This window comes from Pantoea sp. y20, assembly GCF_054903455.1.
In genome coordinates this window covers 3,350,516-3,375,181 of sequence record NZ_CM142816.1, presented here as the reverse complement: position 1 = coordinate 3,375,181, position 24,666 = coordinate 3,350,516, and the positions used below count along the sequence as shown (strand labels likewise).

Annotated in this window: 24 protein-coding genes and 1 other RNA gene; 18 read left to right on the top strand and 7 right to left on the bottom strand. The window is 56.1% G+C overall.

Features of this window, described 5'->3' with window-relative positions:
• Nucleotides 1-11: 11 nt before the first annotated feature.
• The gene (locus ACYAC5_RS15705) at nt 12-710 is read left to right on the top strand and encodes an IclR family transcriptional regulator domain-containing protein (RefSeq protein ID WP_101761942.1); all 699 of its coding nucleotides are present in this window, start codon (nt 12-14) and stop codon (nt 708-710) included.
• On the opposite strand, the gene ACYAC5_RS15700 is transcribed toward ACYAC5_RS15705, so the two are convergent.
• Nucleotides 697-2,004 carry an MFS transporter gene (locus ACYAC5_RS15700; RefSeq protein WP_309833410.1) on the bottom strand — a complete coding sequence of 436 codons (1,308 nt, stop codon included), beginning with the start codon at nt 2,002-2,004 and terminating at the stop codon, nt 697-699. The genes ACYAC5_RS15705 and ACYAC5_RS15700 overlap by 14 nt on opposite strands.
• A gap of 217 nt (nt 2,005-2,221) precedes the next feature.
• On the opposite strand from ACYAC5_RS15700, the gene ACYAC5_RS15695 reads away from it, so the two are divergent.
• A complete protein-coding gene (locus ACYAC5_RS15695; RefSeq protein ID WP_101761944.1) occupies nt 2,222-2,950 on the top strand; it encodes an oxidative stress defense protein in 729 nt (242 codons plus the stop codon).
• A 39-nt stretch (nt 2,951-2,989) separates the two neighbouring features.
• Here the strand turns inward: ACYAC5_RS15695 and ACYAC5_RS15690 are convergent, their stop codons facing one another.
• Entirely contained in the window at nt 2,990-3,895 is a 906-nt protein-coding gene (locus tag ACYAC5_RS15690; protein ID WP_007890292.1) for a LysR family transcriptional regulator ArgP, read from the bottom strand.
• A gap of 181 nt (nt 3,896-4,076) precedes the next feature.
• Between ACYAC5_RS15690 and rpiA the strand changes: the two genes are divergently transcribed.
• Nucleotides 4,077-4,736 carry a ribose-5-phosphate isomerase RpiA gene (gene rpiA / locus ACYAC5_RS15685; RefSeq protein ID WP_280172036.1) on the top strand — a complete coding sequence of 220 codons (660 nt, stop codon included), beginning with the start codon at nt 4,077-4,079 and terminating at the stop codon, nt 4,734-4,736.
• A gap of 279 nt (nt 4,737-5,015) precedes the next feature.
• Nucleotides 5,016-6,254 (top strand): phosphoglycerate dehydrogenase, encoded by a 1,239-nt coding sequence (gene serA / locus ACYAC5_RS15680; protein WP_192236441.1) that lies wholly within the window; start codon nt 5,016-5,018, stop codon nt 6,252-6,254.
• A gap of 38 nt (nt 6,255-6,292) precedes the next feature.
• Here the strand turns inward: serA and ACYAC5_RS15675 are convergent, their stop codons facing one another.
• From ACYAC5_RS15675 to zapA, 3 genes are all read right to left on the bottom strand, one after another.
• A complete protein-coding gene (locus tag ACYAC5_RS15675) occupies nt 6,293-6,889 on the bottom strand; it encodes a 5-formyltetrahydrofolate cyclo-ligase (protein WP_462061998.1) in 597 nt (198 codons plus the stop codon).
• An 80-nt stretch (nt 6,890-6,969) separates the two neighbouring features.
• Nucleotides 6,970-7,153, bottom strand: a non-coding RNA gene (gene ssrS, locus ACYAC5_RS15670) — 6S RNA.
• A gap of 39 nt (nt 7,154-7,192) precedes the next feature.
• Nucleotides 7,193-7,522: a cell division protein ZapA gene (gene zapA / locus ACYAC5_RS15665; protein WP_007890288.1), complete on the bottom strand. Its 330-nt coding sequence runs from the start codon at nt 7,520-7,522 to the stop codon at nt 7,193-7,195.
• A 170-nt stretch (nt 7,523-7,692) separates the two neighbouring features.
• Here zapA and ACYAC5_RS15660 point away from each other — a divergent pair, with 170 nt between their 5' ends.
• The 9 genes from ACYAC5_RS15660 to trhA all read left to right on the top strand — a co-directional run bounded on the left by ACYAC5_RS15660 (nt 7,693) and on the right by trhA (nt 18,738).
• Nucleotides 7,693-8,274, top strand: a complete 582-nt coding sequence (locus ACYAC5_RS15660) for a YecA/YgfB family protein (protein WP_101761948.1) — start codon at nt 7,693-7,695, stop codon at nt 8,272-8,274.
• Nucleotides 8,275-8,324: 50 nt separating this feature from the next.
• A complete protein-coding gene (pepP, locus tag ACYAC5_RS15655) occupies nt 8,325-9,647 on the top strand; it encodes a Xaa-Pro aminopeptidase (protein ID WP_462061997.1) in 1,323 nt (440 codons plus the stop codon).
• On the top strand, nt 9,644-10,822 hold the full coding sequence (ubiH, locus tag ACYAC5_RS15650) for a 2-octaprenyl-6-methoxyphenyl hydroxylase (protein WP_462061996.1): 1,179 nt from the start codon (nt 9,644-9,646) through the stop codon (nt 10,820-10,822). Before pepP ends, ubiH begins: the two co-directional genes overlap by 4 nt.
• 20 nt (nt 10,823-10,842) lie before the next feature.
• Nucleotides 10,843-12,045 carry an FAD-dependent 2-octaprenylphenol hydroxylase gene (gene ubiI, locus ACYAC5_RS15645; RefSeq protein ID WP_462061995.1) on the top strand — a complete coding sequence of 401 codons (1,203 nt, stop codon included), beginning with the start codon at nt 10,843-10,845 and terminating at the stop codon, nt 12,043-12,045.
• 422 nt (nt 12,046-12,467) lie between these two features.
• Entirely contained in the window at nt 12,468-13,565 is a 1,098-nt protein-coding gene (gcvT, locus tag ACYAC5_RS15640; RefSeq protein WP_462061994.1) for a glycine cleavage system aminomethyltransferase GcvT, read from the top strand.
• Between the two features lie 23 nt (nt 13,566-13,588).
• Nucleotides 13,589-13,975 (top strand): glycine cleavage system protein GcvH, encoded by a 387-nt coding sequence (gcvH, locus tag ACYAC5_RS15635; RefSeq protein ID WP_101761953.1) that lies wholly within the window; start codon nt 13,589-13,591, stop codon nt 13,973-13,975.
• 99 nt (nt 13,976-14,074) lie between these two features.
• The gene (gcvP, locus tag ACYAC5_RS15630) at nt 14,075-16,948 is read left to right on the top strand and encodes an aminomethyl-transferring glycine dehydrogenase (RefSeq protein ID WP_210082042.1); all 2,874 of its coding nucleotides are present in this window, start codon (nt 14,075-14,077) and stop codon (nt 16,946-16,948) included.
• Nucleotides 16,949-17,133: 185 nt separating this feature from the next.
• Nucleotides 17,134-17,877 (top strand): SDR family oxidoreductase, encoded by a 744-nt coding sequence (locus tag ACYAC5_RS15625; RefSeq protein ID WP_462061993.1) that lies wholly within the window; start codon nt 17,134-17,136, stop codon nt 17,875-17,877.
• A gap of 207 nt (nt 17,878-18,084) precedes the next feature.
• On the top strand, nt 18,085-18,738 hold the full coding sequence (gene trhA, locus ACYAC5_RS15620) for a PAQR family membrane homeostasis protein TrhA (protein WP_176973605.1): 654 nt from the start codon (nt 18,085-18,087) through the stop codon (nt 18,736-18,738).
• Nucleotides 18,739-18,798: 60 nt separating this feature from the next.
• Here trhA and ygfZ read toward each other — a convergent pair whose 3' ends face one another.
• Nucleotides 18,799-19,782, bottom strand: coding sequence for a tRNA-modifying protein YgfZ (ygfZ, locus tag ACYAC5_RS15615; protein WP_462061992.1), 984 nt, complete (start codon nt 19,780-19,782; stop codon nt 18,799-18,801).
• A gap of 218 nt (nt 19,783-20,000) precedes the next feature.
• Between ygfZ and sdhE the strand changes: the two genes are divergently transcribed.
• A complete protein-coding gene (sdhE, locus tag ACYAC5_RS15610; protein ID WP_101761958.1) occupies nt 20,001-20,267 on the top strand; it encodes an FAD assembly factor SdhE in 267 nt (88 codons plus the stop codon).
• Entirely contained in the window at nt 20,242-20,661 is a 420-nt protein-coding gene (locus tag ACYAC5_RS15605) for a protein YgfX (RefSeq protein ID WP_110867987.1), read from the top strand. Before sdhE ends, ACYAC5_RS15605 begins: the two co-directional genes overlap by 26 nt.
• Here the strand turns inward: ACYAC5_RS15605 and fldB are convergent.
• A complete protein-coding gene (gene fldB / locus ACYAC5_RS15600) occupies nt 20,658-21,176 on the bottom strand; it encodes a flavodoxin FldB (protein WP_101761960.1) in 519 nt (172 codons plus the stop codon). The genes ACYAC5_RS15605 and fldB overlap by 4 nt on opposite strands.
• 100 nt (nt 21,177-21,276) lie before the next feature.
• Between fldB and xerD the strand changes: the two genes are divergently transcribed.
• From xerD to recJ, 3 genes are read left to right on the top strand one after another with little or no spacing between them, the layout of a single operon-like run.
• A complete protein-coding gene (gene xerD / locus ACYAC5_RS15595) occupies nt 21,277-22,170 on the top strand; it encodes a site-specific tyrosine recombinase XerD (protein ID WP_008108233.1) in 894 nt (297 codons plus the stop codon).
• A 22-nt stretch (nt 22,171-22,192) separates the two neighbouring features.
• The gene (gene dsbC, locus ACYAC5_RS15590; protein WP_101761962.1) at nt 22,193-22,906 is read left to right on the top strand and encodes a bifunctional protein-disulfide isomerase/oxidoreductase DsbC; all 714 of its coding nucleotides are present in this window, start codon (nt 22,193-22,195) and stop codon (nt 22,904-22,906) included.
• 6 nt (nt 22,907-22,912) lie between these two features.
• The gene (gene recJ, locus ACYAC5_RS15585; protein ID WP_462061991.1) at nt 22,913-24,640 is read left to right on the top strand and encodes a single-stranded-DNA-specific exonuclease RecJ; all 1,728 of its coding nucleotides are present in this window, start codon (nt 22,913-22,915) and stop codon (nt 24,638-24,640) included.
• The last annotated feature ends 26 nt before the right edge of the window (nt 24,641-24,666 follow it).

Genomic DNA, 24,666 nt, shown 5'->3' with positions numbered 1-24,666 from the left:
GCAGGTGATCTATGTCTTCTCAACCGAACCAAAGCCTGATTGACGGTATTCGCTGTCTGCAATATCTGGTGTCCAGTGATAAGGCCGTGGGTTGCCGTGAACTGGCGCGCCAGATGGGGATGAACAGCACGCGTGTGAATCGATTGCTGATGACCATGGCGTCGATTGGACTGACGACGCAGGATGAGCATCGACGCTATCTGCCTGGCCCCGGTATTCACGCGCTGGCGGCACAGGCGATTCGCGGATCTTCGCTGTTCGCGCAGGCGTTGCCGCAGCTGGAACGCCACGCGCCGCGGGATATCGTGGTGGCGCTGGGCGTGCTGTGGGAGGATCAGGTGATCTATATCTGGCACTCGGAACCCGGTGAACGCATCAACGCCAGCCAGGCGCTGGCCGGTTTCCGCATGCTGCCCGCATGGCAATCGGTGATTGGCGTGTCGTTGCTGGCGGCGGAAAGTGACGAGGCGCTGCGCCCGCGTTTTAGCGAAGAACAGTGGCTGCAAATCGCGCCGCTGCTGGCGCGTAAGCGTGCTGAGGGTTACCTGATCTGGCACCGCGATGATGGCGAAATCAGCATGGCGCAGCCGATTGATCACAATCGCGCGGCATTGGCGTTCGCCAAAATCTGGCAGGACGATGAGGCGCACCTCGCGCAGCGCCTGCAACAGTTGCAATCGCTGGCGCAAACCGTGTTCACCCCGCGCTAACATGATCGATTTTCCCGACAATAAACAGGTAACTGCAGATGCCAATCGCGGCCAGCACGGCGATAAATGCCAGGGCTGGCGCGAAGTTATCGCCGTCGATTAACGCACCAATGGCAATCGGCACCACGATGGATGACAGCGCACCGGTAAAGTTAAATACGCCGCCCGCCAGACCAATCAAGTGGCGCGGCGCCAACGCCGTGACAAACACCCAGGTAATGGTCGCCAGGCCGTTGCCGAAAAACGCCAGCGACATAAACAGAATAATCAGCGTGGAATTGTTGGTGTAATTGGCGCCAAGGATAAACAGCGTCAGGAACAGGCCGAGAATCACCGGTAGCTTGCGCGCCACGCTGGCGGAGATACCGCGACGTATCATGCGATCTGAGGCAAATCCGGCCAGCAGCACGCCACAGAAGGCGGCGAAGTAGGGCACCGAAGCAACATAGCCGCTCTTGATGAAGCCCATGTGGCGATACTCCACCAGATACGTCGGGAACCAGGTGAGGAAGAACCAGAAGGTGGCGGAAATGGTGAACTGGCCAATGTAGATGCCGACCAATTTACGACTGCGGAACATCTGCGCCAAATCGCCCCAGCGCGCTACGGGCTGCTGCGAATTTTGTCGACTCTCCAGCAACGCACCGTTGTCACGCAAATAGCTGAGCTCAGCTTTTGACACGCCTTGATGCTGATTCGGCTCGCGGTAGAGCCAATACCACACCAGCGCCCAAATCATCCCCGCAAGTCCGGTGATCAAAAACAGTCCGCGCCAGCCAAAAGCATCCTGCAGATGAAACAGCAGCGGCGTCATACACGCCAGGCCGACAAACTGCGCTGAGGAGTAAATGCCGATGGCACTGGCGCGCTCTTGCTCCGGAAACCAGCTGGAGATCACCCGGTTGTTGGAGGGCATCACCGGCGCTTCAAAAGCACCGACGCCGAGCCGCAGACCAAATAGCGCGCCAAAGCTGTTGGCAAGCGCGTGCAGCGCGGTGATCAGCGACCAGGCAAATAAACCGACGCCATAAACGACGCGCGCGCCAAGGCGATCGATGAGGAAGCCGCCGGGAATCTGTAGCGCAGCGTAGATCCAGCCAAAGGCGGAAAAGATCAATCCCATCTCCATGGGCGAGAAGCGCAATTCGCCAGCCATTGCCGTAGCGGCAACCGACAGGTTAGTGCGATCCATATAGTTGATAATGATGTTAATAAACACCAGACCGAGCATCAGAAAGCGCGTGCGTCCCGCGCGAGCGCTGGCAACGGTTTGGCTAAGTGGCTGTTCTGTCATTGGCAACTCTCCCGAACTCAGAGGTGTTTCTTTAATAGAAACGAATAAGTGTTTTATTGGCGAATCCGTACAGCTAAATTTGCGATCGCGGCTACGTTAAAAAGGAGATTGCTCGAACTTTTGAGCCGTTTACTAATCAGATAAGCACACATGTTAATGTGTTTTGGGTTTAGCCATAATGGCGACCTGCAAATTGAATCCCTCAAGGAGGACTTTCGTGAAACTGAAAGCACTGGCGCTGGCCGCCGTAATGAGCACGGGCGCACTGTCCGGTTTAGTTCAGGCAGGCGAATTGCCGAATGGACCGCATGTGGTGACTTCTGGACAGGCAAGCGTTGATGCCACGCCAGATCTCGCGACGCTCGCGATTGTGGTGAATGTTTCGTCGAAAGACGCGGCAGAAGCTAAGAAACAAGCTGATGACCGCGTGGCGCAATATTTCGATTTCCTGCAAAAGAACGGTATCGAGAAAAAAGATATTGATGCGGCAAACCTCAGCACGCAGCCAGAGTACGATTACACCAAAGAAGGTAAGTCGGTACTGAAAGGCTATCGTGCCGAGCGTCAGGTACAGGTAACACTGCGCCAGCTGGACAAACTCAACGAGCTGTTGGATGGCGCGTTAAAATCTGGCCTGAATGAAATTCGTTCGGTCGAGTTAGGTGTGGCGAATCCGGACAGCTATAAAGAGAAGGCGCGTAAAGTGGCCATCGCGAATGCTACGCAGCAGGCTAACGCGCTGGCAGAAGGGTTTAACGCTAAATTAGGTTCGGTTTACAGCATCCGCTATCACGTGGCGAACTATCAACCGATGCCGATGGCGCGCATGTATAAGGCCGCCGCAGTACAAGCTGATACCACCGCGCAGCAAACTTACGAGCAGCAGAGCATTCACTTTGACGATCAGGTGGATGTCGTCTTTGAAATCAAACCAAACACGCCGTAAGGTTTGATATCAGGTCGCCATGAAGGGCGACCTGAATCTTTACGCTGGCAACACATCCTGACGCAGCACGCGATGTCCGTGCGCAATCAGCGCGTCGGTCACGCTGCGCATCAAACGACTTTCCGGCGCAAACCGGTGCCAGTACAGCATACGACGCTGATACAGGCCTGGCGTCAAATCCACCAGTTCACCTTGCGCTAACTCGCGCTCAATCTGCAGATGCGGAATCATACAGCACACCGAACCCTGACGCGCCAGCTGCACAAAGGCTTCTGACGAGTTAACGATGTGGCAAGGCACGCTGCCCGGCGACAGGTCAAAGTTCTGCTGTAAAAACGCCTGATGCATATCGTCCAGATGATCAAATGCCACCGCCGGCGCTTTCAGCAGCGCAGAGCGTGTTACGCCGTTCGGGAAATAGCGAGCAGCAAAATCAGGTGAGGCGCAGAAGAGATAATCGAGCGCACCCAGTTGATCCACCAGACAGCTTGGCAGCGGCTGCGGCTGAATACTCACCGCGCCGACCACTTCACCGCGACGTAGACGTTCCTGCGTGCGGGTTTCATCTTCTACCTGCAAATTCAGGCGCACTGGCGAATCGGCCAGCACGTCTTTCAGCGCGGGCAGCAGCCAGGTGGCCAGGCTGTCGGCGTTGACCGCCAGCGACAGCAACAGCGGCGTGGTTCCACCGTTATCATCACCTAGCCACTCCTCTTCCAGCAGTTCAACCTGATGCAACAACGCCAGTAACTTTTGTCCCTGCTCGGTCGGACGCGGCGGCACGGTGCGCACCAGCAGCGGCTGACCAAATAAATTTTCCAGCTGTTTAATACGCTGCGAAACCGCCGATTGGGTAATGCAGAGTTTTTGTGCCGCACGCTCAAAGCCGCGCTCGCGAATCACAGCATCCAGCGCCTGAAGCGTTCGATAATCCGGGCGTTTCATTGTTGTTCTCTCTCGTTCAGGGTGGACATTACTATGCCATAAAACTGTCAAATTGTGCTGCGGCGCATTTTTGCGGGCTGGCTTCCAAAGCGTTAAATCGGCTGTCTAACAGTCGCGCTTTTTTACAGCGCCTTGTTTTATACTACGCGCACTTCGATGTCGCACAGGTTTTAAACATACCATGACCCAGGATGAACTGAAAAAAGCGGTAGGTTGGGCAGCTCTGCAGTACGTAGAGCCCGGCTCCATTGTCGGCGTAGGCACGGGTTCAACGGCGGCGCATTTTATTGATGCACTCGGCACCATGAAGAATCAGATTGAAGGTGCGGTTTCCAGCTCGGAAGCCTCAACCGAGAAACTGAAAGCGCTGGGTATTCACATCTTCGATCTCAACGAAATTGATGAACTGTCGGTGTATGTTGATGGCGCCGATGAGATCAATCCGCAGATGCAGATGATCAAAGGCGGTGGCGCAGCGCTGACGCGTGAGAAAATCGTTGCGGCGGTGGCGAAGAAATTTGTCTGCATTGCCGATGCATCGAAAGAAGTTGATGTGCTGGGCCGTTTCCCGCTGCCGGTTGAAGTGATTCCGATGGCGCGTTCGTATGTGGCGCGTGAACTGGTCAAACTCGGCGGCTTGCCGGAGTATCGCCAGAACGTCATTACCGACAACGGCAACATTATTCTCGACGTGCATAATCTGCGTATTCTCGATCCCATCGAGCTGGAAAAAACCATTAATGCGCTGCCGGGCGTAGTGACCGTTGGCCTGTTTGCGGGACGTGGTGCGGATGTCGCACTGATTGGTACCGCAGAAGGCGTGAAAACCATCGTAAAATGATCTGTCCGGCGCGCGTGATGCGCCGGTTATTTCCATCCGCAAAATATCTTTTCTCACCAGACTGAAATTTGGTGACTTATGTCACAAAAGATTCATCAGCAGTAAGTTCGTACTTCGTCCATTAAGGATGTCACGATTTTGTACGGCATTGTGCTGTCTCCGCGTGGGCGCGTGCTGGCTCCCAGGCAATCGTTTGTATTGCTGCGCACGAAATTTTTGATATTTTGACAGAAGGCTACCTTATGGTAGTCCTCATTGAATTCTGAATAGGGTCGGGAAATGGCAAAGGTATCACTGGAAAAAGACAAGATTAAGTTCCTGCTGGTGGAAGGCGTTCACCAGAGTGCGCTGGAAAACCTGCGTGCAGCAGGCTACACCAACATCGAGTTTCACAAAGGCGCGCTGGATGCGGAGTCGCTGAAATCCTCCATCCGCGATGCGCACTTCATTGGTATCCGTTCCCGTACCCAACTGACTGAAGAGATCTTTGCTGCCGCAGAAAAGCTGGTAGCAGTCGGCTGCTTCTGTATCGGTACTAACCAGGTTGATCTCGCTGCAGCGGCGAAACGCGGTGTGCCGGTGTTCAACGCGCCGTTCTCCAACACCCGTTCTGTTGCAGAGCTGGTGATTGGCGAAATGCTGCTGATGCTGCGTGGCATTCCGGAAGCCAACGCCAAAGCGCACCGTGGCATCTGGAATAAAGTCGCCAACGGTTCGTTTGAAGCTCGCGGCAAGAAACTGGGCATCATCGGTTACGGCCACATCGGCATGCAGCTGGGTGTACTGGCAGAAAGCCTCGGTATGCACGTGTTCTTCTACGATATCGAAAGCAAGCTGCCGCTGGGTAACGCCACTCAGGTGCGTCATCTCTCCGATCTGCTCAACATGAGCGACGTGGTCAGCCTGCACGTTCCTGAAACGCAATCCACTCAGAACATGATTGGCGCGGAAGAGCTGGCGCTGATGAAGCCGGGTGCGCTGCTGATCAACGCCGCGCGCGGTACCGTGATCGATATTCCGGCGCTGTGTGATGCCCTGGCGAATAAACATCTGTCTGGTGCCGCTATCGACGTCTTCCCGGTCGAGCCTGCGACTAACAGCGACCCGTTTAACTCACCGCTGTGCGAGTTCGATAACGTGATCCTGACGCCGCACATTGGTGGTTCAACGCAGGAAGCGCAGGAAAACATCGGTATCGAAGTGGCTGGCAAGCTGGCGAAATACTCCGACAACGGTTCTACGCTGTCTGCGGTTAACTTCCCGGAAGTCTCACTGCCGATGCATGCGGCAAGTGCTAGCCGTCTGCTGCACATCCATGAAAACCGTCCGGGTGTGCTGACCGCTATCAACCAGATTTTTGCCGAGCAGGGCATCAACATCGCCGCGCAGTATCTGCAAACCACGCCAATTATGGGCTACGTGGTGATCGATATTGATGCTGAGCAGGATGCAGCGGATAAAGCGCTGCAGGCGATGAAGGCGATTCCGGGCACCATCCGAGCCCGTCTGCTGTACTGATTAAACAGGGCGCCATTGGCGCCCTTTGTTTTTCCTGCTCACGCTTCCCACTGCCACAGTTTCGATGGCGTCAGTATCGCGGGGAGCGGCACATCCCAGGCGGCAACCGGCAATGCTTCTACGCGCTGACAATCATGTGCGATGCCCACCGGAAGAAAACCATGCTGCTGCCAGTTTTGCAGCGTGCGATCGTAGAATCCGCCACCCATTCCCAAACGTTGGCCAGCATAGTCAAACGCTACCAGCGGCACCAGCATCACATCCAGCTGATCCAGCGTGGCCAGTTGCGTGATATCCAGCGGCGGTTCCGGGATGCGAAGTTTATTTGGCGCGAGTGGCGTTTCTGGCGTGTAACGGATAAACAGCAGATTGCCCGGCGAGAAGGGATGAAGCACCGGTAAGTAAACCTGCTTTTTTTGCTGCCAAAGTTTGGCGATCAGCGGGCGAGTGTTGATCTCTCCATCGACAGATAAAAACAGCGCAATGCGTTGGGCATTAGCGACCGGTGCAATGTTGATGGCGTGTTCAGCCAACTGATCGGCGGCTTGTTCCTGTTGCTCAGACGTGAGATTACGGCGCAAATGGCGCACATGCTGACGGATGTCTTGACGGTCGAGAAGGGAGGGCGCTGGCATGATATCTATATCCCCGGAATAATCGCTTCTTAAAAGCGATTATATCATGCGAACCGGGGAAACAGACTTGCTACTAAATGGAGATCTCCGAGATGCCGCCGCAGGCTGTAACCCTTGAACCCTTGGTTCAAGGTGAACATGCCGTCACAACTATTAGGCTTCTCGGACGGACCGAGCATGCGCACAAATTGTGGAGCGTCACATTCTGTTGGTATGAAATATCGGCTCAGGGGACTAGCCCGCTTGCAAACATCTCAGAGAAAATTTACTTCACCGTCACTCTAACATGAGGACCATGAAGCTTTATTCAAAATTAGGGCCCTGGCGGTCAGTTATGCGACCTTGCTCTACTAACGCTTGTTCAATGGTCTGCTGCAGCATGCGGATACGTTGTTCCATGTTTGCTGCATAGTCGCGCGTCTTACCTTTCTCTTGTGCCAACTCGTGGCAGATGTTTAACGCGGCGATGAACACCAGTTGCTCTGTATTGGTGACTCTAGTGCGAACTTTTAAATCTTGCAACCGTTGATTGAGATCCTCTGCGGCCAGATTCAGCGCATCTTGCTGTTCAGGCGGGCAATTCACTCTTAACGAACGACCAAAAATTTGAATATCTACTGGTTGTGCAGACATGCCACCATCCTAACTGATTACTTCGATCGCATCTCCCTTACCGGTCAATGGGTTGGGAGGTGCGAAACTATATATACCCGAGTTATAAGTTACAACCCCTTTTCTGGAAACCCAGAGGCACCTGGTGGTAGCATAACACGAACTTATTCTGCCAACGACGACCAAAGCTTATGTCTTTACAGAACGCAACGCCGAGTTACAACGCGCTGGCCGCGGCCCTTTCACAGCAGGGCGTGGGCATGACGCCAGCCGAAATGCATGGTCTCCTTTCCGGGATTCTGTGCGGCGGCAATCAGGATACCAGCTGGAAAACCATGGTTCACGATCTCACCAACGAAGGCATGGCGTTTTCGCAGAGCCTGTCTCAGCCGCTGCAGGCGCTGCATGAAAGCCTGGCGACCACGCTGGAAGACGAAGGTTTTATGTTCCAACTGATGTTGCCGGAAGACGATGACATCACGGTATTCGATCGCGCGGATGCGCTGGCCGGTTGGGTAAACCACTTCCTGCTCGGTTTGGGTGTCACGCAGCCTAAGCTGGAGAAAGTGACCGGCGAAACTGGCGAAGCGATTGACGATCTGCGCACCATCGCACAACTTGGCTATGACGAAGATGAAGATCAGGAAGAGCTGGAGCAGTCACTCGAAGAGGTGATTGAGTACGTGCGCGTTGCCGCTCTGCTGTGCCACGACACCTTCACGCGTCCGCATCAGCCAACGGCACCAGAAGTACAGAAACCTACGCTACATTAAGCGCGTCAATGCGGGTGCGTTGTGGCCCGTCTTCAACAGGGAGTGCAAACATGATTACCTTGGATACGTTTCAACAACGTCGTCAGGCGCTGATTGCCCGCATGGCGCCAGGCAGTGCGGCGTTAATTTTTGCTGCACCTGAAGTGACGCGCAGCAACGACACCGAATACAGCTTTCGTCAAAACAGCGACTTCTGGTACTTCACCGGTTTTAATGAACCGCAGGCGCTGCTGGTCTTAATCAAAAGTGATGATAAGCACAATCACAGCGTGCTGTTCAATCGCGTGCGTGACCTGACGGCCGAAATCTGGTTTGGTCGCCGCCTTGGCCAGGATGCCGCACTGGCGAAACTGGGAGTCGATCGCGCTTTGCCGTGGGATGACCTCGGCGAGCAGCTGCATCAACTGCTTAACGGCCTGGATGTGGTTTACCACGCGCAGGGCGAATACGCAGAAGCCGATCAACTGGTGTTCAGTGCGCTGGACAAACTGCGTCGCGGCTTCCGTCAAAACCTTAGCGCGCCCGACACAGTTACCGACTGGCGTCCGTGGGTGCACGACATGCGCCTGTTCAAAAGCGCAGAAGAGATTGAGATTCTGCGCCGCGCCGGAAAAATCAGCGCGCTGGCGCACACGCGAGCGATGCAAGCCTGTCGTCCGGGCATGTTCGAATATCAGCTGGAAGGCGAAATTCATCACGAATTCAATCGCCACGGCGCGCGTTTCCCCTCGTACAACACCATTGTCGGTTCGGGCGAAAACGGCTGTATTCTGCACTACACCGAAAACGAATCGGAAATGCGCGATGGCGACTTAGTGCTGATTGACGCAGGCTGTGAATTCCACGGCTACGCGGGCGATATCACCCGCACCTTCCCGGTCAACGGCACCTTCAGCGAGCCGCAGCGCGCCATCTACGACATCGTGCTGGCTTCGCTCTACAAAGCGTTGTCGATGTTCCGTCCGGGCATCAGCATCCATGACGTTAACGACGAGGTGGTGCGCATAATGATTACCGGCCTGGTCGATCTCGGCATTCTGGATGGCAACATCGATACGCTGTTTGAAGAGCAGGCGCATCGTCCGTTCTTCATGCACGGTTTGAGTCACTGGCTGGGGCTGGATGTGCACGATGTCGGCCATTATGGCACGCCAAGCCGCGACCGCGTGCTAGAGCCGGGCATGGTGCTGACGGTTGAGCCTGGCTTGTATATCGCGCCAGATGCCAAAGTACCGCCACAATATCGCGGCATTGGCATTCGCATCGAAGATGACATCGTCATCACCGCCGACGGCAACGAAAATCTCACCGACAGCGTAGTCAAAGACGCTGACGCGATTGAAGCCTTGATGGCGGCGGCACGTCACGCATGAGCATTTTGATTGCCGGCGGCGGCATGACCGGTGCGACTCTGGCGCTGGCGATTTCACATCTGACGCAAGGCCAACTGCCGGTTACCCTGATTGAGCGCAGCCAGCCCGACAGCCGCGCGCATCCCGGTTTCGATGGACGGGCGATTGCCCTGGCGGCTGGCACCTGTCAGCAGTTAGCGGATATCGATCTGTGGCGCTCGCTGGCCGATTGCGCCACGCCCATCACCGATATTCACGTTTCCGATCGCGGTCATACCGGCTTTGTTTCGCTTAAAGCGCAAGATCATCAGTTGCCTGCGCTCGGTCAGGTGGTTGAACTGTTTGATGTCGGCCAGCGGCTGTTTCAACGCCTGCAAAAAGCGTCAGGCGTCACGCTGCGCTGCCCGGATCATGTAACTTCGGTAGCGCGTACGGCGGATAATGTGAAGGTGATGTTGAACAGCGGCGAACAGCTGGCAGGCGCATTACTGGTGGCCGCCGACGGTTCGCGTTCACCTTTAGGCGCGTCCTGCGGTATCACCTGGCAACGCGACGATTATCAGCAGTTGGCGGTTATCGCCAACGTGTCGACGCAGTTGCCGCATCAGGGCCGCGCCTTTGAGCGCTTTACCGAATACGGCCCGCTGGCGCTGTTGCCGATGTCTGGCAACCGCATGTCGCTGGTGTGGTGCCACCCGCTTGAGGCGCAAGCAACGATTAAGCAGTGGGATGATGCGACCTTCCTGCAAGAACTGCAGCGCGCATTCGGCTGGCGTCTGGGGCGCTTCACGCATACCGGTCAACGCGAGCATTATCCGCTGGCGCTGCAAACCGCTGAACGTCAGGTGACACATCGTCTGGCGCTGGTGGGCAACGCGGCGCAAACGCTGCATCCAATCGCCGGACAAGGCTTCAACCTGGGTCTGCGTGATGTGATGTCGCTGGCGGAAACGCTGGCAGGCGCATATCGTCAGCAGCAAGATCCCGGCAGTTTCGCGGTATTACAGCATTTTGCCGCGCGACGTCAGCCCGATCGTGCCGCCACTGTTGGCGTCACTGACGGTTTAGTCCGACTGTTTGCTAACCGCTATGCGCCGTTGGTAGCAGGACGAAATCTTGGGCTGGTGGCGATGGACCATCTGCCTTGGCTACGAAATCCACTTGCCGCGCGCACGCTCGGCTGGGTTAAGCGTTAAGCACGAATTAAGGGGCAGCAATGCAAACTTTTGATGTGGCAATTGCCGGAGGCGGCATGGTGGGTTTGGCCGTCGCCTGCGGACTCCAAGGCAGCGGCTTACGCGTTGCCGTGCTGGAAAAAGCACCCGAGCCACAGTTTGATCCGGCGGCCAATGCGTCGATTCGCGTCTCCGCCATCAACGCTGCCAGTGAACGTCTGCTGCAAAAGCTCGATGTCTGGTCGAGCATTCTGGCGCTGCGCGCCAGCGCCTATCACGGCATGGAAGTGTGGGATCAGGACAGCTTTGGCTCAATCAGCTTTGATGACGAGCAGCAGGGTTTATCGCATCTTGGCCATATTATTGAAAACGAAGTGATTCATAGCGCGTTGTGGCAGCGTGCCAGTCAGAGCAGCGATATTACGCTGTTTGCCCCGGCGCAGCTGCAGCAAGTGGCGTTTGGCGACAACGAAGCCTTCATTACGTTGCAGGATGGCAGCATGATGAGCGCACGTTTGCTGGTGGCGGCCGACGGCGCCAATTCGTGGCTGCGCGATAAAGCGGATATCCCGCTGACTTTCTGGGATTACGAGCATCACGCGCTGGTGGCGAACATCCGCACCGATATGCCGCATGATGCAATTGCGCGTCAGGTGTTTCACGGCGACGGTATTCTGGCGTTCCTGCCGATGCAGGATCCACACTTATGCTCGATCGTCTGGTCGCTCGCGCCACAGGAAGCGGCACGCTTGCATTCGATGCCGGAAGCGCTATTTAATCAGCAGCTGTCGGTGGCGTTTGATATGCGTCTTGGCTTGTGTCAGGTCGAGAGTGAACGTAAAACCTTCCCGTTGACGGCACGTTATGCGCGTAACTTTGCCGCGCACCGTTTGGCGCTGGTCGGCGATGCCGCCCACACCATCCATCCGCTGGCCGGGCAGGGCGTAAATCTCGGCTTTATGGATGCGGCTGAATTAATTGGTGAAATTCGTCGATTGCATCAGGAAGGCAAAGACATTGGTCAGCATCTCTATCTGCGTCGCTATGAGCGCAGCCGCAAGCACAGTGCGGCGATGATGCTGGCGGGGATGCAGGGTTTTCGCGAGCTGTTTGCCGGCACCCATCCCGCGAAAAAGCTGCTGCGTGATGTTGGCCTCAAGCTCGCCGACACGTTACCTGGCGTTAAACCGCTGATGCTGAAACAGGCGATGGGGCTTAACGATCTACCCAGATGGATACGCTAATCATCTCAGCTAACGGCGCCCCATTGGGCGCCGTTTTTCTTTGCTGCACCCCAATGATGCAGCGATGCACCGCGATCGCGCCTCGTTTGATTTATTCTAATTTGACGCCTTAATTCGCATTAGATTAATTCATGTCACGGCCCTGCGCATGCCGGACCATTTCTTAATCCTGTGGCGTGTATTCCCTCAATTTGCTGCATGAAAGTAATTTAGTCGTATTTTGTGCGAGGCTAATCACAATAATGCAGTGATTTATGCTGGGCGCTGTTCGATGATTTGATGAAAGGTGGTAGTGTTTCGCCCTCGTTTTCCTCATAGTTAATTGCCACATTAGGTGATAACTTCAGCACAAAGAGAACGTTTGCGTCAGCCTCATTAGGCGACGCAGGCGCGTCACACTCACTTGTCTTCACAGGATGGTTATGACTCAGCAAACGCCTCTATTCGAACAGCATCAGGCAAGCGGTGCACGCATGGTGGACTTCCACGGCTGGATGATGCCGCTGCATTACGGCTCGCAAATGGATGAGCATCACGCGGTGCGTAACGATGCCGGCATGTTTGATGTTTCCCACATGACCATCGTCGATTTGCGCGGCGCACGTACCCGCGAATTCCTGCGCTATCTGCTGGCAAACGATGTCGCCAAGCTCACCCAGCCGGGCAAAGCCCTGTATACCGGCATGTTGAATGCCTCTGCTGGCGTCATTGATGATTTGATTGTTTACTTTATGAGCGAAGATTTCTTCCGTCTGGTGGTGAACTCCGCTACGCGAGAGAAAGATCTAGTCTGGATTAAACAGCATGCGCAGCCGTTTGGCGTTGAGCTGACCGAACGTGACGATCTGGCGCTGATTGCGGTGCAAGGTCCAAACGCGCAGCAGAAAGCACAAACGCTGTTGAGCGCCGCTCAGCGTGATGCCGTTGCCGGCATGAAACCCTTCTTTGGCGTGCAGGCCGAAAACCTGTTTATCGCTACCACCGGCTACACCGGCGAAGCGGGTTATGAGATTGCCATGCCAGCGACTGAAGCCGCCGCTTTCTGGCAGCAGCTGTTGGCCGCAGGCGTTAAACCGGCTGGACTCGGTGCGCGTGACACGCTGCGTCTGGAAGCGGGCATGAACCTGTACGGTCAGGAGATGGATGAGGGCGTTTCGCCGCTCGCCGCCAATATGGGCTGGACCATCAGCTGGGAACCTGCCGATCGCGATTTCATTGGCCGTGATGCCCTGCAAGCGCAGCGCGAGCACGGCACCGAAAAGCTGGTTGGCCTGGTGATGACCGAAAAAGGGGTGCTGCGTAACGGGTTAACGGTGCGCTTCACCGATCAACAAGGTCAGCCGCAGCAAGGTATTATTACCAGTGGTTCCTTCTCACCAACCCTGGGTTACAGCATCGCGCTGGCGCGTGTGCCAGCCGGCATTGGTGAGCAGGCGATTGTGGAAATCCGCAACCGTGAAATGCCAGTGAAAGTCACCAAACCGATTTTTGTTCGCGCCGGTAAGCCGGTTGCCCAGTAATTTTTTTTCAGGAGAAATGGCCAATGAGCAATGTGCCAAATGAATTGAAATACCGCGATAGCCACGAATGGGTCCGTAAAGAAGCCGACGGCACCTTCACTGTGGGTATCACCGAACACGCACAGGAACTGCTGGGCGATATGGTGTTTGTCGATCTGCCAGACGTCGGTGCTACCTTCTCGGCCGGTGATGACTGCGCCGTTGCGGAGTCGGTAAAAGCGGCTTCAGACATCTACGCGCCACTGAGCGGTGAGATTGTGGCGGTGAACGACAATCTGGGCGATTCGCCAGAGCTTGTGAACAGCGCGCCGTACGCCGATGGTTGGCTGTTCCGCATCAAAGCCAGCGACGAATCAGAACTCGACGCGATGCTGGATGCCGATGCCTATAAAGCCGCAATCGACGAGTAACCGGTAGTGGCAGAAGGTGGCGCGCTGCGTCGCCTTCTTTTTTATCTGCCTGATTTAACGCCATTTTTGTAACCCAGCCCGATTCAGGATTTACTGCAAATGACCCAGACTCTCAGCCAGCTTGAACACAACGGTGCTTTCATTGAGCGCCACATCGGTCCTACGCCGGAACAACAGGCCTTAATGCTGGAAGCGATTGGTGCCAGTTCGCTCTCCTCATTGATCAGTTCTATTGTGCCTGCCGACATCCAACTGCCAGGCCCGCCTGCAGTAGGCATTGCAGCGACCGAGCAGCAAGCGCTGGCAGAGCTGAAAGCCATTGCCAGTCAGAACCAACGCTATAAATCCTGGATCGGCATGGGCTACAGCGCGGTGATCACGCCGCCCGTCATCCTGCGCAATATGCTGGAAAATCCAGGCTGGTACACCGCGTATACGCCGTATCAGCCAGAAGTGTCGCAGGGCCGTCTTGAGGCGCTGCTCAACTTCCAAACTCTGACGCTGGATCTGACCGGTCTGGACATCGCTTCCGCGTCACTGTTGGACGAAGCGACCGCTGCTGCCGAAGCAATGGCGATGGCCAGGCGCGTTAGCAAACTGAAAACCGCCACCAAATTCTTCATCGCCGATGACATCCATCCACAGACGCTGGATGTGGTGCGCACCCGCGCAGAAACCTTTGGTTTTGAACTGATTATTGATCGTGCTGACAAGGCGCTGGATCACGATGATCTGTTCGGCGTGTTGCTGCAACAGGTGGGTACGCACGGTGAAGTGCACGATTACCGCTCACTGATTGCCGAGCTGAAAAGCCGCAAAGTGGTGGTGAGCGTAGCCGCAGATTTCATGGCGCTGGTGCAGCTAGAGGCGCCGGGCAAGCAGGGCGCAGATATCGTCTTTGGTTCTGCCCAGCGTTTCGGCGTGCCGATGGGTTACGGCGGACCACACGCCGCGTTCTTCGCCAGCCGCGACGAGCACAAACGCTCGATGCCTGGTCGCATTATTGGTGTATCGCGCGATGCCGCCGGGAACACCGCGCTGCGTATGGCGATGCAAACCCGCGAGCAACATATTCGTCGTGAGAAAGCCAACTCCAACATCTGTACATCGCAGGTGCTGCTGGCGAATATCGCCGGTCTCTACGCGGTGTATCACGGTCCGGTTGGCCTGAAACGCATTGCCTCACGTATTCACCGTCTGACCAGCATTCTGGCCGCGGGCCTGCAAAACGGTGGCCTGAAGCTGCGCCACAACAGCTGGTTCGATACGCTGACGGTTGAAGTGGCCGATAAAGCGGCGGTGCTGAACCGCGCGCAGAGCTTCGGCGTCAACCTGCGCAGCGATATCCACAATGCGGTTGGCATTACGCTGGATGAAACCACCGCCCGTGAAGATGTGCTGGCGCTGTTCGCCATTCTGTTGGGCGATGCGCACGGTCAGGACATTGATGCGCTGGATGCCGCTGTTGCTGCGGAAAACAGTGCGATTCCGGCTGGTCAGGTGCGTGAAAGCGCCTTCCTGACGCACCCGGTGTTCAACCGTCATCACAGCGAAACTGAGATGATGCGCTACATGCACAGCCTGGAGAAAAAAGATTTGGCGCTGAACCAGGCGATGATCCCACTCGGTTCGTGCACCATGAAACTTAACGCCGCGGCGGAGATGATTCCAATCACCTGGCCGGAATTTGCCGAACTGCATCCATTCTGCCCGGCTGAGCAGGCGTCGGGTTATCTGCAGATGATTGGCCAGTTGTCGCAATGGCTGGTGCAGTTGACTGGCTACGATGCGCTGTGCATGCAGCCCAACTCAGGTGCGCAGGGCGAATACGCCGGCCTGCTGGCGATTCGTCGTTACCACGAAAGTCGTAACGAAGGCGGCCGTAATGTTTGCCTGATCCCGAGCTCGGCGCACGGCACCAATCCGGCATCGGCGCAGATGGCGGGCATGTCAGTTGTGGTGGTGGCGTGTGATAAACAAGGCAACATCGATCTTGGCGATCTGCGTGAGAAAGCCGCGCAGGTGGGTGAGCAGCTGTCGTGCATCATGGTGACCTATCCGTCAACACACGGCGTTTATGAAGAAACCATTCGCGAGGTGTGCCAGATCGTGCATCAGCACGGCGGCCAGGTGTATCTCGACGGCGCCAACATGAATGCGCAGGTCGGTATCACCACGCCAGGTTATATCGGCGCGGATGTATCGCACCTTAACCTGCACAAAACCTTCTGTATCCCGCACGGCGGTGGCGGTCCGGGTATGGGGCCAATCGGTGTGAAAGCGCATCTGGCACCGTTCGTGCCGGGTCACAGCGTGGTGCAAATTGATGGCGTGCTGACGCAGCAGGGCGCGGTATCTGCCGCACCGTTTGGTAGCGCATCGATTCTGCCAATCAGCTGGATGTATATCCGTATGATGGGCGCAGAAGGTCTGAAGCAAGCGAGTTCGGTGGCGATCCTGAACGCCAACTACATTGCCAGCCGTCTGCAATCGGCCTATCCGATTCTGTATGCCGGCCGCGATGGCCGCGTGGCGCACGAATGTATTCTCGACATTCGTCCGCTGAAAGAGCAGACCGGTATCAGCGAGCTGGATATTGCTAAGCGTCTGATCGATTACGGGTTCCACGCACCAACGATGTCATTCCCGGTTGCGGGAACGCTGATGGTTGAACCCACGGAATCGGAAAGCAAAATCGAGCTGGATCGCTTTATCGATGCGATGCTGGCTATTCGCATGGAAATCGATCGCGTTGCCGATGGCGAATGGCCGCTGGAAGATAATCCGCTGGTGAACGCACCGCACACGCAGACAGAAATCGTCGGCGACTGGGCGCATCCGTATACCCGTGAGCTGGCCGTATTCCCGGCCGGTAGCGCCAATAAATACTGGCCGACGGTGAAACGTCTGGATGATGTATTTGGCGATCGCAATGTCTTTTGTTCGTGTGTACCAATGAGCGAATACCAATAATTTAGCCGTCATACTTTGAGCCACAGCGGCGTTGGCTGCGCTCATTCACCCCGGTCACTTACTGATGTAAGCTCCCGGGGATGAATGAACTTGCCGCCTTGCTGTAACTCAAATTATTTAGGCTAAAGTAGCGGGTGATATTTATGAAAGGGCCGATTGTTCGGCCCTTTTTTGTGGAGGCAAAAATGGATCTGGCTTTGATTACCGGCGGTAGTCGCGGCATTGGACGCGCAACCGCACTATCGCTGGCGCAGGCGGGTTATCGCGTGGCGATCAACTATCGTCAGCGTGCAGCCGAAGCGGCAAGCGTGGTGGCAGAGATTGAAGCGCAGGGCGGCAGTGCGTTTGCGCTGCAGGCCGATATTGGCGATGAAGCGCAGGTCATACGTATGTTTGCCGAATTGGACCAGCAAGAGGGCGTGCTGCGAGTGCTGGTGAATAATGCCGGTATTTTGTTTACCCAATGTCGGGTGGAAGATCTGGATGCCGAACGTATTCAGCGCGTATTCGCCACCAACGTTACCGGCACGTTCATCTGCTGTCGTGAGGCGGTAAAACGCATGGGCACGCATCATGGCGGCAAAGGGGGCGCCATCGTCAATGTGTCATCCGCTGCGTCACGTCTCGGTGCGCCAGGCGAATATGTGGATTACGCCGCTTCAAAAGGGGCGATGGATACGCTGACTAAAGGGCTGTCGCTGGAAGTGGCATCGCAAGGCATTCGCGTCAACAGCGTGCGTCCTGGCCTTATTTATACCGACATGCACGCCGATGGCGGCGAGCCGGGTCGGGTCGATCGCCTGGCGAGCACATTGCCAATGGGACGCGGCGGCCAGGCAGAAGAGATTGCTGCAGCAATTGTCTGGCTAGCGAGCGATGCCGCGTCTTATGTGACGGGCACCTTTATTGATGCGGCTGGCGGACGATAATCACCAAGCCGGTATCAATACCGACCCCATAAAACAGTATCCGTGCGAAGTGTCGCCATGCATGGCGACCGATTCATTCAAACCCTCGCCTGTCACACCCACTCACAGATTTATTTTAGCGTACATGTGTACTCTGAAAATTATCCCGGTTACTCTGGTTGCTCAGAAATAGCACACTCGCTTTTTCCGTTGTTCAGGAATCACCTCATGGTACAAACCCCAGTTATTGCTCAGGGCTACTCATTGGCAGAAGAGATCGCCAATAGTATCAGCCACGGAATTGGCTGCATTTTCGGCATCATCGGCCTGGCGTTGATGTTGACACAAGCCGTTGAATCCCAAGCTAACGTTACCGCGATCACCAGTTACAGCCTGTACGGCGGCAGCATCATTCTGCTCTATCTCGCCTCAACGCTGTATCACGCCATTCCCCATCAAAAAGCCAAATACTGGCTGAAGAAATTTGACCACTGCGCCATTTATCTGTTGATTGCTGGCACTTACACGCCGTTCTTGCTGGTGGGTCTCAATTCGCCGCTGGCACAAGGCTTAATGGTGGTGATCTGGAGCCTGGCGCTGGCCGGTATCCTGTTTAAAATCGCCTTTGCCCACCGCTTTGAAGCGCTGTCGCTGGTGACCTATCTCGGTATGGGATGGTTGTCGCTGGTGGTGATTTATCAGCTGGCGATCAAACTGTCGCCGGGCGGGATTTGGCTGCTGGCTGCCGGAGGCATTGTCTATTCGCTAGGGGTGATATTCTACGTCTCGCGCCGTATTCCTTACAGTCACGCCATCTGGCACGGTTTTGTGCTCGGCGGCAGCGTGTTGCACTTCTGCGCGATTTATTTTTACGTGATGTAAGCTCAATCCAGGTCGCCGAGAATGGCGACCTTATGTGTTTAGTACGGACTTTGCCCGCAATTATTCGGTTAATGAATACGGCAGCGGCTGAATGGTCAATTTGCCACTTTCGTCGCCTTCCACGCGCAATACGCTATTCGGCTCCAAATCATTATTCATCACCACCTGCACCCAAACGCTGCCGTCATCCAGCTGCACGCCGCTCAATACGGTGCCGGTGCGACGCCATTTATCGCCCATCTGCAGCTCCATCGAACCGCCAACCTCCGGCACTTTGCTGGCTTTACCTGCCAGCCAATAGAGTGCGCGTTTGTTCGCACCGCGGAATTTGGCGCGTGCCACCATTTCCTGGCCGGTGTAACACCCTTTTTTGAAGCTGATGGCATCCAGCGCCTGTAGGTTAGTGGCTTGTGGAATCAACTGCGCGCTGGTGGCGCTTTCAATCACCGGAATGCCCGCTTCAATATCCAGCGCCAGCCATTGCAGGCTGTCGTTGAACTGCGCTTCTCCCGCCAGTTTCTCTTTCAACGCATTCGCCTGTTCTGGCGTGGTCACCAGCAGGAAACGTTCGGCTGGCTGATCAAACCACAAAAGCGTGCTCTCACCTTGCTGTACTACCGGCGTTTCCGCATCCGGCAGTGTGCTGAATACGCCTGCCAGCGCGGCGCGCGCCTGGAAACCGGCAACGCCGAGCAGCACCGCTTCATCGTCAGCCACGATGGTGACTTTGGCGAACACCGCGTATTTCTTCAGTTCGGTAAGCTGCTGCTCACGCAGGTTGCGACGCACCACGTAAGCGTAACCTTCGCTGCGATGGAACAGACGAATGTTGCTCCACATTTTGCCTTTGGCATCGCAGTGCGCGGCGGGACGATGCTGCGTCTCGCCCATCGCCGCGACATCCAGCGTCAACTGACCTTGCAGATAAGACGTGCTGTCGTTGCCCTGCACCTTAACCAGCGCCCATTCGTCGAGCGAAATCAGGGTTAAAGGCAGGCGTGACGATGCAGCAGGCTGGCGAGGTGGAAGGGTAAAAATCGACATGTCTCTTTCCTGATTAATGAGGTAATAGGTTGCAATGGTAAAAGAGCAGTGCGGCTTTGCAACCTGTTTACTGAATATGGCGCACAAATCGCGTGATACCCATTGCAAACTGGGGGATGTAACACCGAGGTATTGCACAGGGTTAAGCACAGCGCCTGCAGCGAGAAAAAAAAGCAGGTACACTGAGCCCCACTGTTTTTAGTCATGGAACCTGAGACATGGAAATTAACGACAAAGCCCGCGTCCAATGGGCATGCCGTCGCGGCATGCTGGAGCTGGATATGGCTATCATGCCGTTTTTCAAATTTGAATATGATTCGCTGAACGACACCGATAAGCAGGTTTTTATCGCACTACTAAAGAGTGACGATCCCGATCTGTTCAACTGGTTGATGAATCACGGTGAACCGGTTGATCCCGAGTTCAAACGTATGGTGAAACTGATTCAGCAGCGTAACCGTGAACGCGGTCCGGTGGCAATGTGATCTGCGAGCGTCACGCAGTGCGCGCGCACTGAATGTGACGCTTTCTCTACTGTGCACCGGTTTGCTGCTGGCGCTGGAGTGGCCTGACGCGTGGGCGTGGAGCAAAGCGCCGGTGTTAGTGCTGCTGCTGGCGGAGTGCTGGCGTAACGAGCGCCGCTTGGTTCAGCGCGTAGGTCATTTGGTGCTGGACGTGAAGGGCAATTGGCTGTGGCGCGGTGTGCGCTGGCGAGCGGAACGTAAGGCGGATTGGTTGCCGTATGGCGTTTTGCTGGTGCTGCGTAATCAGCAGGGAAAACGCTGGCGGCTATGGTTAATGCATGACAACCTGCCGCCCGGTGAATGGCGCACGCTGCGCGCCTGCTGTTTTCTAAGGGATGGTCAAACGCTGCCTTAAAGCAGCGCTGCGGTTTCCGTCAGAATCTGTTCGCACCACTGCTCAATGCGCTCATCGCTCTGTTCGAACTGGTTAACATCGTCGAGCGCCAAACCGACAAACTGCGTGCCATCGGCGGTCAGCGGTTTTTTGCTGGTGAACTCATAGCCTTCCAGCGGCCAGTAACCCACAAACTGCACGCCCATCGGCTGCAGCAGTTCGTGCAGCATGCCCAGCGCATCAAGGAACCATTCGGCGTATTCGCCCTGATCGCCCATGCCGTACAGCGCCACGATTTTTCCGCGCAAATTCAGCGCCGGAATCTGTGGCCAAATCGCTTCCCAATCTTCCTGTAACTCACCGAAATCCCACGTCGGAATGCCGAGGATCAGCAAATCGTACTGCTCCATCAGCGACGGATCGTCATCTTTCAAATTGTGCAGCGTGACTAATTCTTCACCGATAAAGTCGCGAATCTTTTCCGCCGTCATCTCGGTGTAACAGGTGCTCGAACCATAAAACAAACCGATATTCATGCAATTAATGCTCTGTCTGAACCTGACTCGGGGGCAATTGTACCAGAAGCAGGCTACTTTCAGGCATAATGAGCACGATTTCACACGGGCGGAGAGTACAGTGCAGGACAGCGATCTGATCGAACAGTTTCTGGATGCGCTTTGGATTGAGCGTAATCTGGCGCAGAACACGCTCGCCTCTTACCGGCAGGATCTGCAAACGCTCACCGGCTGGCTGCATCACCACGATCGCACGCTATTAACGCTTGAAGCGCTTGATTTGCAGCAGTTTCTTGCCGAACGCGTTGAGGGCGGCTACAAAGCCACCAGCTCGGCGCGCACCCTCAGCGCCATTCGCCGCTTGTGCCAATATCTCTATCGGGAAAAAGTGCGCAGCGACGATCCCAGCGCGCTGCTGTCGGCACCGAAACTGCCGCAGCGTCTGCCGAAAGATCTCAGTGAAAACCAGGTCGAACGCTTGCTACAGGCACCGAGCATTGATGTGCCGCTCGAACTGCGCGACAAGGCGATGCTGGAGCTGCTGTACGCCACCGGTTTACGCGTAACGGAGTTGGTGGGTTTGACCATCAGCGATATCAGCCTGCGTCAGGGCGTGGTGCGCGTAATCGGTAAAGGCAACAAAGAGCGTCTTGTGCCGTTAGGTGAAGAAGCGGTTTACTGGATTGAATACTATATGGAACATGGTCGGCCGTGGCTGCTCAACGGGCAAACGCTGGACGTGATGTTTCCCAGCCAACGCGCGCAGCAAATGACGCGGCAGACCTTCTGGCATCGCATTAAACACTATGCGACCCTTGCCGGTATCGATAGCGAAAAGCTGTCGCCGCACGTGCTGCGCCACGCATTTGCCACACATTTACTGAACCACGGCGCCGATTTACGCGTCGTACAGATGTTGCTGGGCCACAGCGACCTCTCGACCACCCAAATTTATACGCACGTCGCCACTGAGCGCCTGCGTCTGTTACATCAACAGCATCATCCGCGCGCTTGAGATGCGGTAACAAGGATTTAAGATGAAAAAGCAGCTAACGATGCTGGCTCTGCTGGTCAGTGCATTCACTGGATTGGCGCATGCCGATGACAACGCTATTCAGCAAACGCTGAAAAAACTGGGATTGCAGCAGGCTGAAATCCAGCCGTCCCCGCTGCCGGGTATTAAAACGGTGCTGACCGAAAGCGGCGTGCTTTACGTCTCCGAAGACGGCAAGCACATGATTCAGGGCCCGCTGTATGATGTCAGCGGCACCCAACCGATCAACGTTACCAACCAGCTGCTGGACAAAAAAGTTACTGCGCTGGCGCCAGACATGATTGTCTATAAAGCGCCGAAAGAGCAGCACGTCATCACCGTGTTCACCGACATCACCTGTGGCTACTGCCGCAAGCTGCATGAGCAGATGGCCGACTACAACGCGCTCGGCATCACCGTGCGCTATCTGGCCTTCCCGCGTGAAGGTCTGAATGGTCAGGTAGAAAAAGCCATGCGCGCCATCTGGTGCAGCGCCGATCGTAACAAAGCTTTCGATGCAGCAATGAAAGGCGATGCGCCGCAGATGGATGCGCCAGCGACCTGCAAAATCAATATCGAGCAGCAGTACAAACTCGGCATCCTGTTTGGCATTCAGGGTACGCCAGCCATTCTCACGGATAGCGGCATGATGATTCCTGGCTACCAGGGACCGCAAGAGCTGAAGCAGGTGCTTGACGGCCAGAAGCGTGGCGGTTAACGCACAGTGATTCATTCTGTTGAATTGCGTCGGCGCGAAGCCGAGACCGAAGCCAGCTTACCCGCTGATTTGCCCCCTTTGCTGCGTCGCTTGTATCTGCAACGTGGCGTGAAAGAGGCGCTGGAACTGGAACGCGGCGCTAAACACCTGCTGCCGTGGCAAACGCTGGGCGGCATCGAAGCCGCCGTGACGTTGCTGCATCAGATGCTGCTGGCCGGCAAACGTATCGTGGTGGTGGGCGATTTCGATGCCGATGGCGCCACCAGCACCGCGTTAACCGTGCTGGCGCTGCGCAGCCTCGGCGGTAATGTGGATTATCTGGTGCCAAACCGTTTCGAAGATGGCTACGGTTTGAGTCCGGAAGTGGTCGAGCAGGCTAAAGCGCGCGGTGCGGAGATGATCCTCACCGTCGATAACGGCATCTCATCACATGCCGGAGTGGATACCGCGCATCAGCACGGCATTCCGGTGCTGGTTACCGATCACCACTTGCCGGGCGAAACCTTGCCCGCCGCCGAAGCGATTGTTAATCCGAACCTCAACGACAGCGAATTCCCCTCACGTTCGCTGGCGGGTGTTGGCGTGGCCTTCTATCTGATGCTGGCGCTGCGTGCGCACCTGCGTCAGCAAAACTGGTTTAGTGAGAGCCGAGCCGAGCCAAATCTGGCGGAGCTGCTGGATCTGGTGGCGCTGGGCACCGTGGCCGATGTGGTGCCGCTTGATGCCAACAACCGCATTCTGGTGTGGCAAGGTTTGAGCCGTATTCGCGCGGGCAAATGCCGTGCCGGGGTCCGCGCGCTGCTGGAGATTGCCAACCGCGATGCGCGCCAACTCGCCGCCAGCGATCTCGGTTTTGCCGTGGGTCCGCGCCTGAATGCTGCCGGTCGTCTGGATGATATGTCAGTCGGCGTGGCGCTGCTGCTCACCGAAGATATTTCCCAGGCGCGCATGCTGGCGAATGAACTCGATGCGCTGAATCAGACGCGCAAAGAGATTGAGCAGGGCATGAAAAGCGAAGCGCTGGCGCTGTGCGATGAGCTGGAGCGTCAGCATACCGATCTGCCGCTTGGACTGGCGTTCTACCATCCCGAGTGGCATCAGGGCGTGGTGGGGATTCTGGCGTCGCGCCTGAAAGAGCGCTTCCATCGCCCGGTGATCGCCTTCGCCCCCGCCGGAGACGGCACGCTGAAAGGTTCGGGCCGCTCAATTGCGGGTTTGCATCTGCGCGATGCGCTGGAGCGTCTCGACACGCTGTTCCCTGGCTTAATGATCAAATTTGGTGGTCACGCCATGGCGGCCGGATTGTCACTGGAAACCGCGAAGTACGAGGAGTTCCGTGCGCGATTTGCCGCGTTGATTGATGAGTGGCTGGATGGCGAAGCGTTGCAGGGCGTGATTTGGTCGGACGGCGAACTGCATGCGCAGGAGTTTACCCTGCATACTGCCGAAATGCTGCGCGAGGCCGGTCCGTGGGGCCAGGCATTCCCGGAGCCGGTGTTCGATGGCAAGTTCAAGCTGTTACAACAGCGGTTAGTGGGCGAGCGTCATTTGAAAGTGATGGTCGAGCCGCTCGGCGGCGGCCCGCTGTTGGATGGGATTGCCTTCAACGTGGATACCACGCTGTGGCCAGACAGCAGCGTGCGTCAGGTGCAGCTGGCCTATAAGCTGGATATCAACGAATACCGCGGCAATCGTTCGGTGCAATTGATCATCGATCACCTTTGGCCGCTGTAGTTCACTACCAAAACGCGCAATGCATC

Coding starts and splice junctions, on each gene's coding strand:
- ACYAC5_RS15705 (WP_101761942.1), top strand. CDS start 12: ATGTCTTCTCAACCGAACCAAAGCCTGATTGACGGTATTCGCTGTCTG.
- ACYAC5_RS15700 (WP_309833410.1), bottom strand. CDS start 2,004: ATGACAGAACAGCCACTTAGCCAAACCGTTGCCAGCGCTCGCGCGGGA.
- ACYAC5_RS15690 (WP_007890292.1), bottom strand. CDS start 3,895: ATGAAACGCCCGGATTATCGAACGCTTCAGGCGCTGGATGCTGTGATT.
- rpiA (WP_280172036.1), top strand. CDS start 4,077: ATGACCCAGGATGAACTGAAAAAAGCGGTAGGTTGGGCAGCTCTGCAG.
- serA (WP_192236441.1), top strand. CDS start 5,016: ATGGCAAAGGTATCACTGGAAAAAGACAAGATTAAGTTCCTGCTGGTG.
- ACYAC5_RS15675 (WP_462061998.1), bottom strand. CDS start 6,889: ATGCCAGCGCCCTCCCTTCTCGACCGTCAAGACATCCGTCAGCATGTG.
- zapA (WP_007890288.1), bottom strand. CDS start 7,522: ATGTCTGCACAACCAGTAGATATTCAAATTTTTGGTCGTTCGTTAAGA.
- ACYAC5_RS15660 (WP_101761948.1), top strand. CDS start 7,693: ATGTCTTTACAGAACGCAACGCCGAGTTACAACGCGCTGGCCGCGGCC.
- pepP (WP_462061997.1), top strand. CDS start 8,325: ATGATTACCTTGGATACGTTTCAACAACGTCGTCAGGCGCTGATTGCC.
- ubiH (WP_462061996.1), top strand. CDS start 9,644: ATGAGCATTTTGATTGCCGGCGGCGGCATGACCGGTGCGACTCTGGCG.
- ubiI (WP_462061995.1), top strand. CDS start 10,843: ATGCAAACTTTTGATGTGGCAATTGCCGGAGGCGGCATGGTGGGTTTG.
- gcvT (WP_462061994.1), top strand. CDS start 12,468: ATGACTCAGCAAACGCCTCTATTCGAACAGCATCAGGCAAGCGGTGCA.
- gcvH (WP_101761953.1), top strand. CDS start 13,589: ATGAGCAATGTGCCAAATGAATTGAAATACCGCGATAGCCACGAATGG.
- gcvP (WP_210082042.1), top strand. CDS start 14,075: ATGACCCAGACTCTCAGCCAGCTTGAACACAACGGTGCTTTCATTGAG.
- ACYAC5_RS15625 (WP_462061993.1), top strand. CDS start 17,134: ATGGATCTGGCTTTGATTACCGGCGGTAGTCGCGGCATTGGACGCGCA.
- trhA (WP_176973605.1), top strand. CDS start 18,085: ATGGTACAAACCCCAGTTATTGCTCAGGGCTACTCATTGGCAGAAGAG.
- ygfZ (WP_462061992.1), bottom strand. CDS start 19,782: ATGTCGATTTTTACCCTTCCACCTCGCCAGCCTGCTGCATCGTCACGC.
- sdhE (WP_101761958.1), top strand. CDS start 20,001: ATGGAAATTAACGACAAAGCCCGCGTCCAATGGGCATGCCGTCGCGGC.
- fldB (WP_101761960.1), bottom strand. CDS start 21,176: ATGAATATCGGTTTGTTTTATGGTTCGAGCACCTGTTACACCGAGATG.
- dsbC (WP_101761962.1), top strand. CDS start 22,193: ATGAAAAAGCAGCTAACGATGCTGGCTCTGCTGGTCAGTGCATTCACT.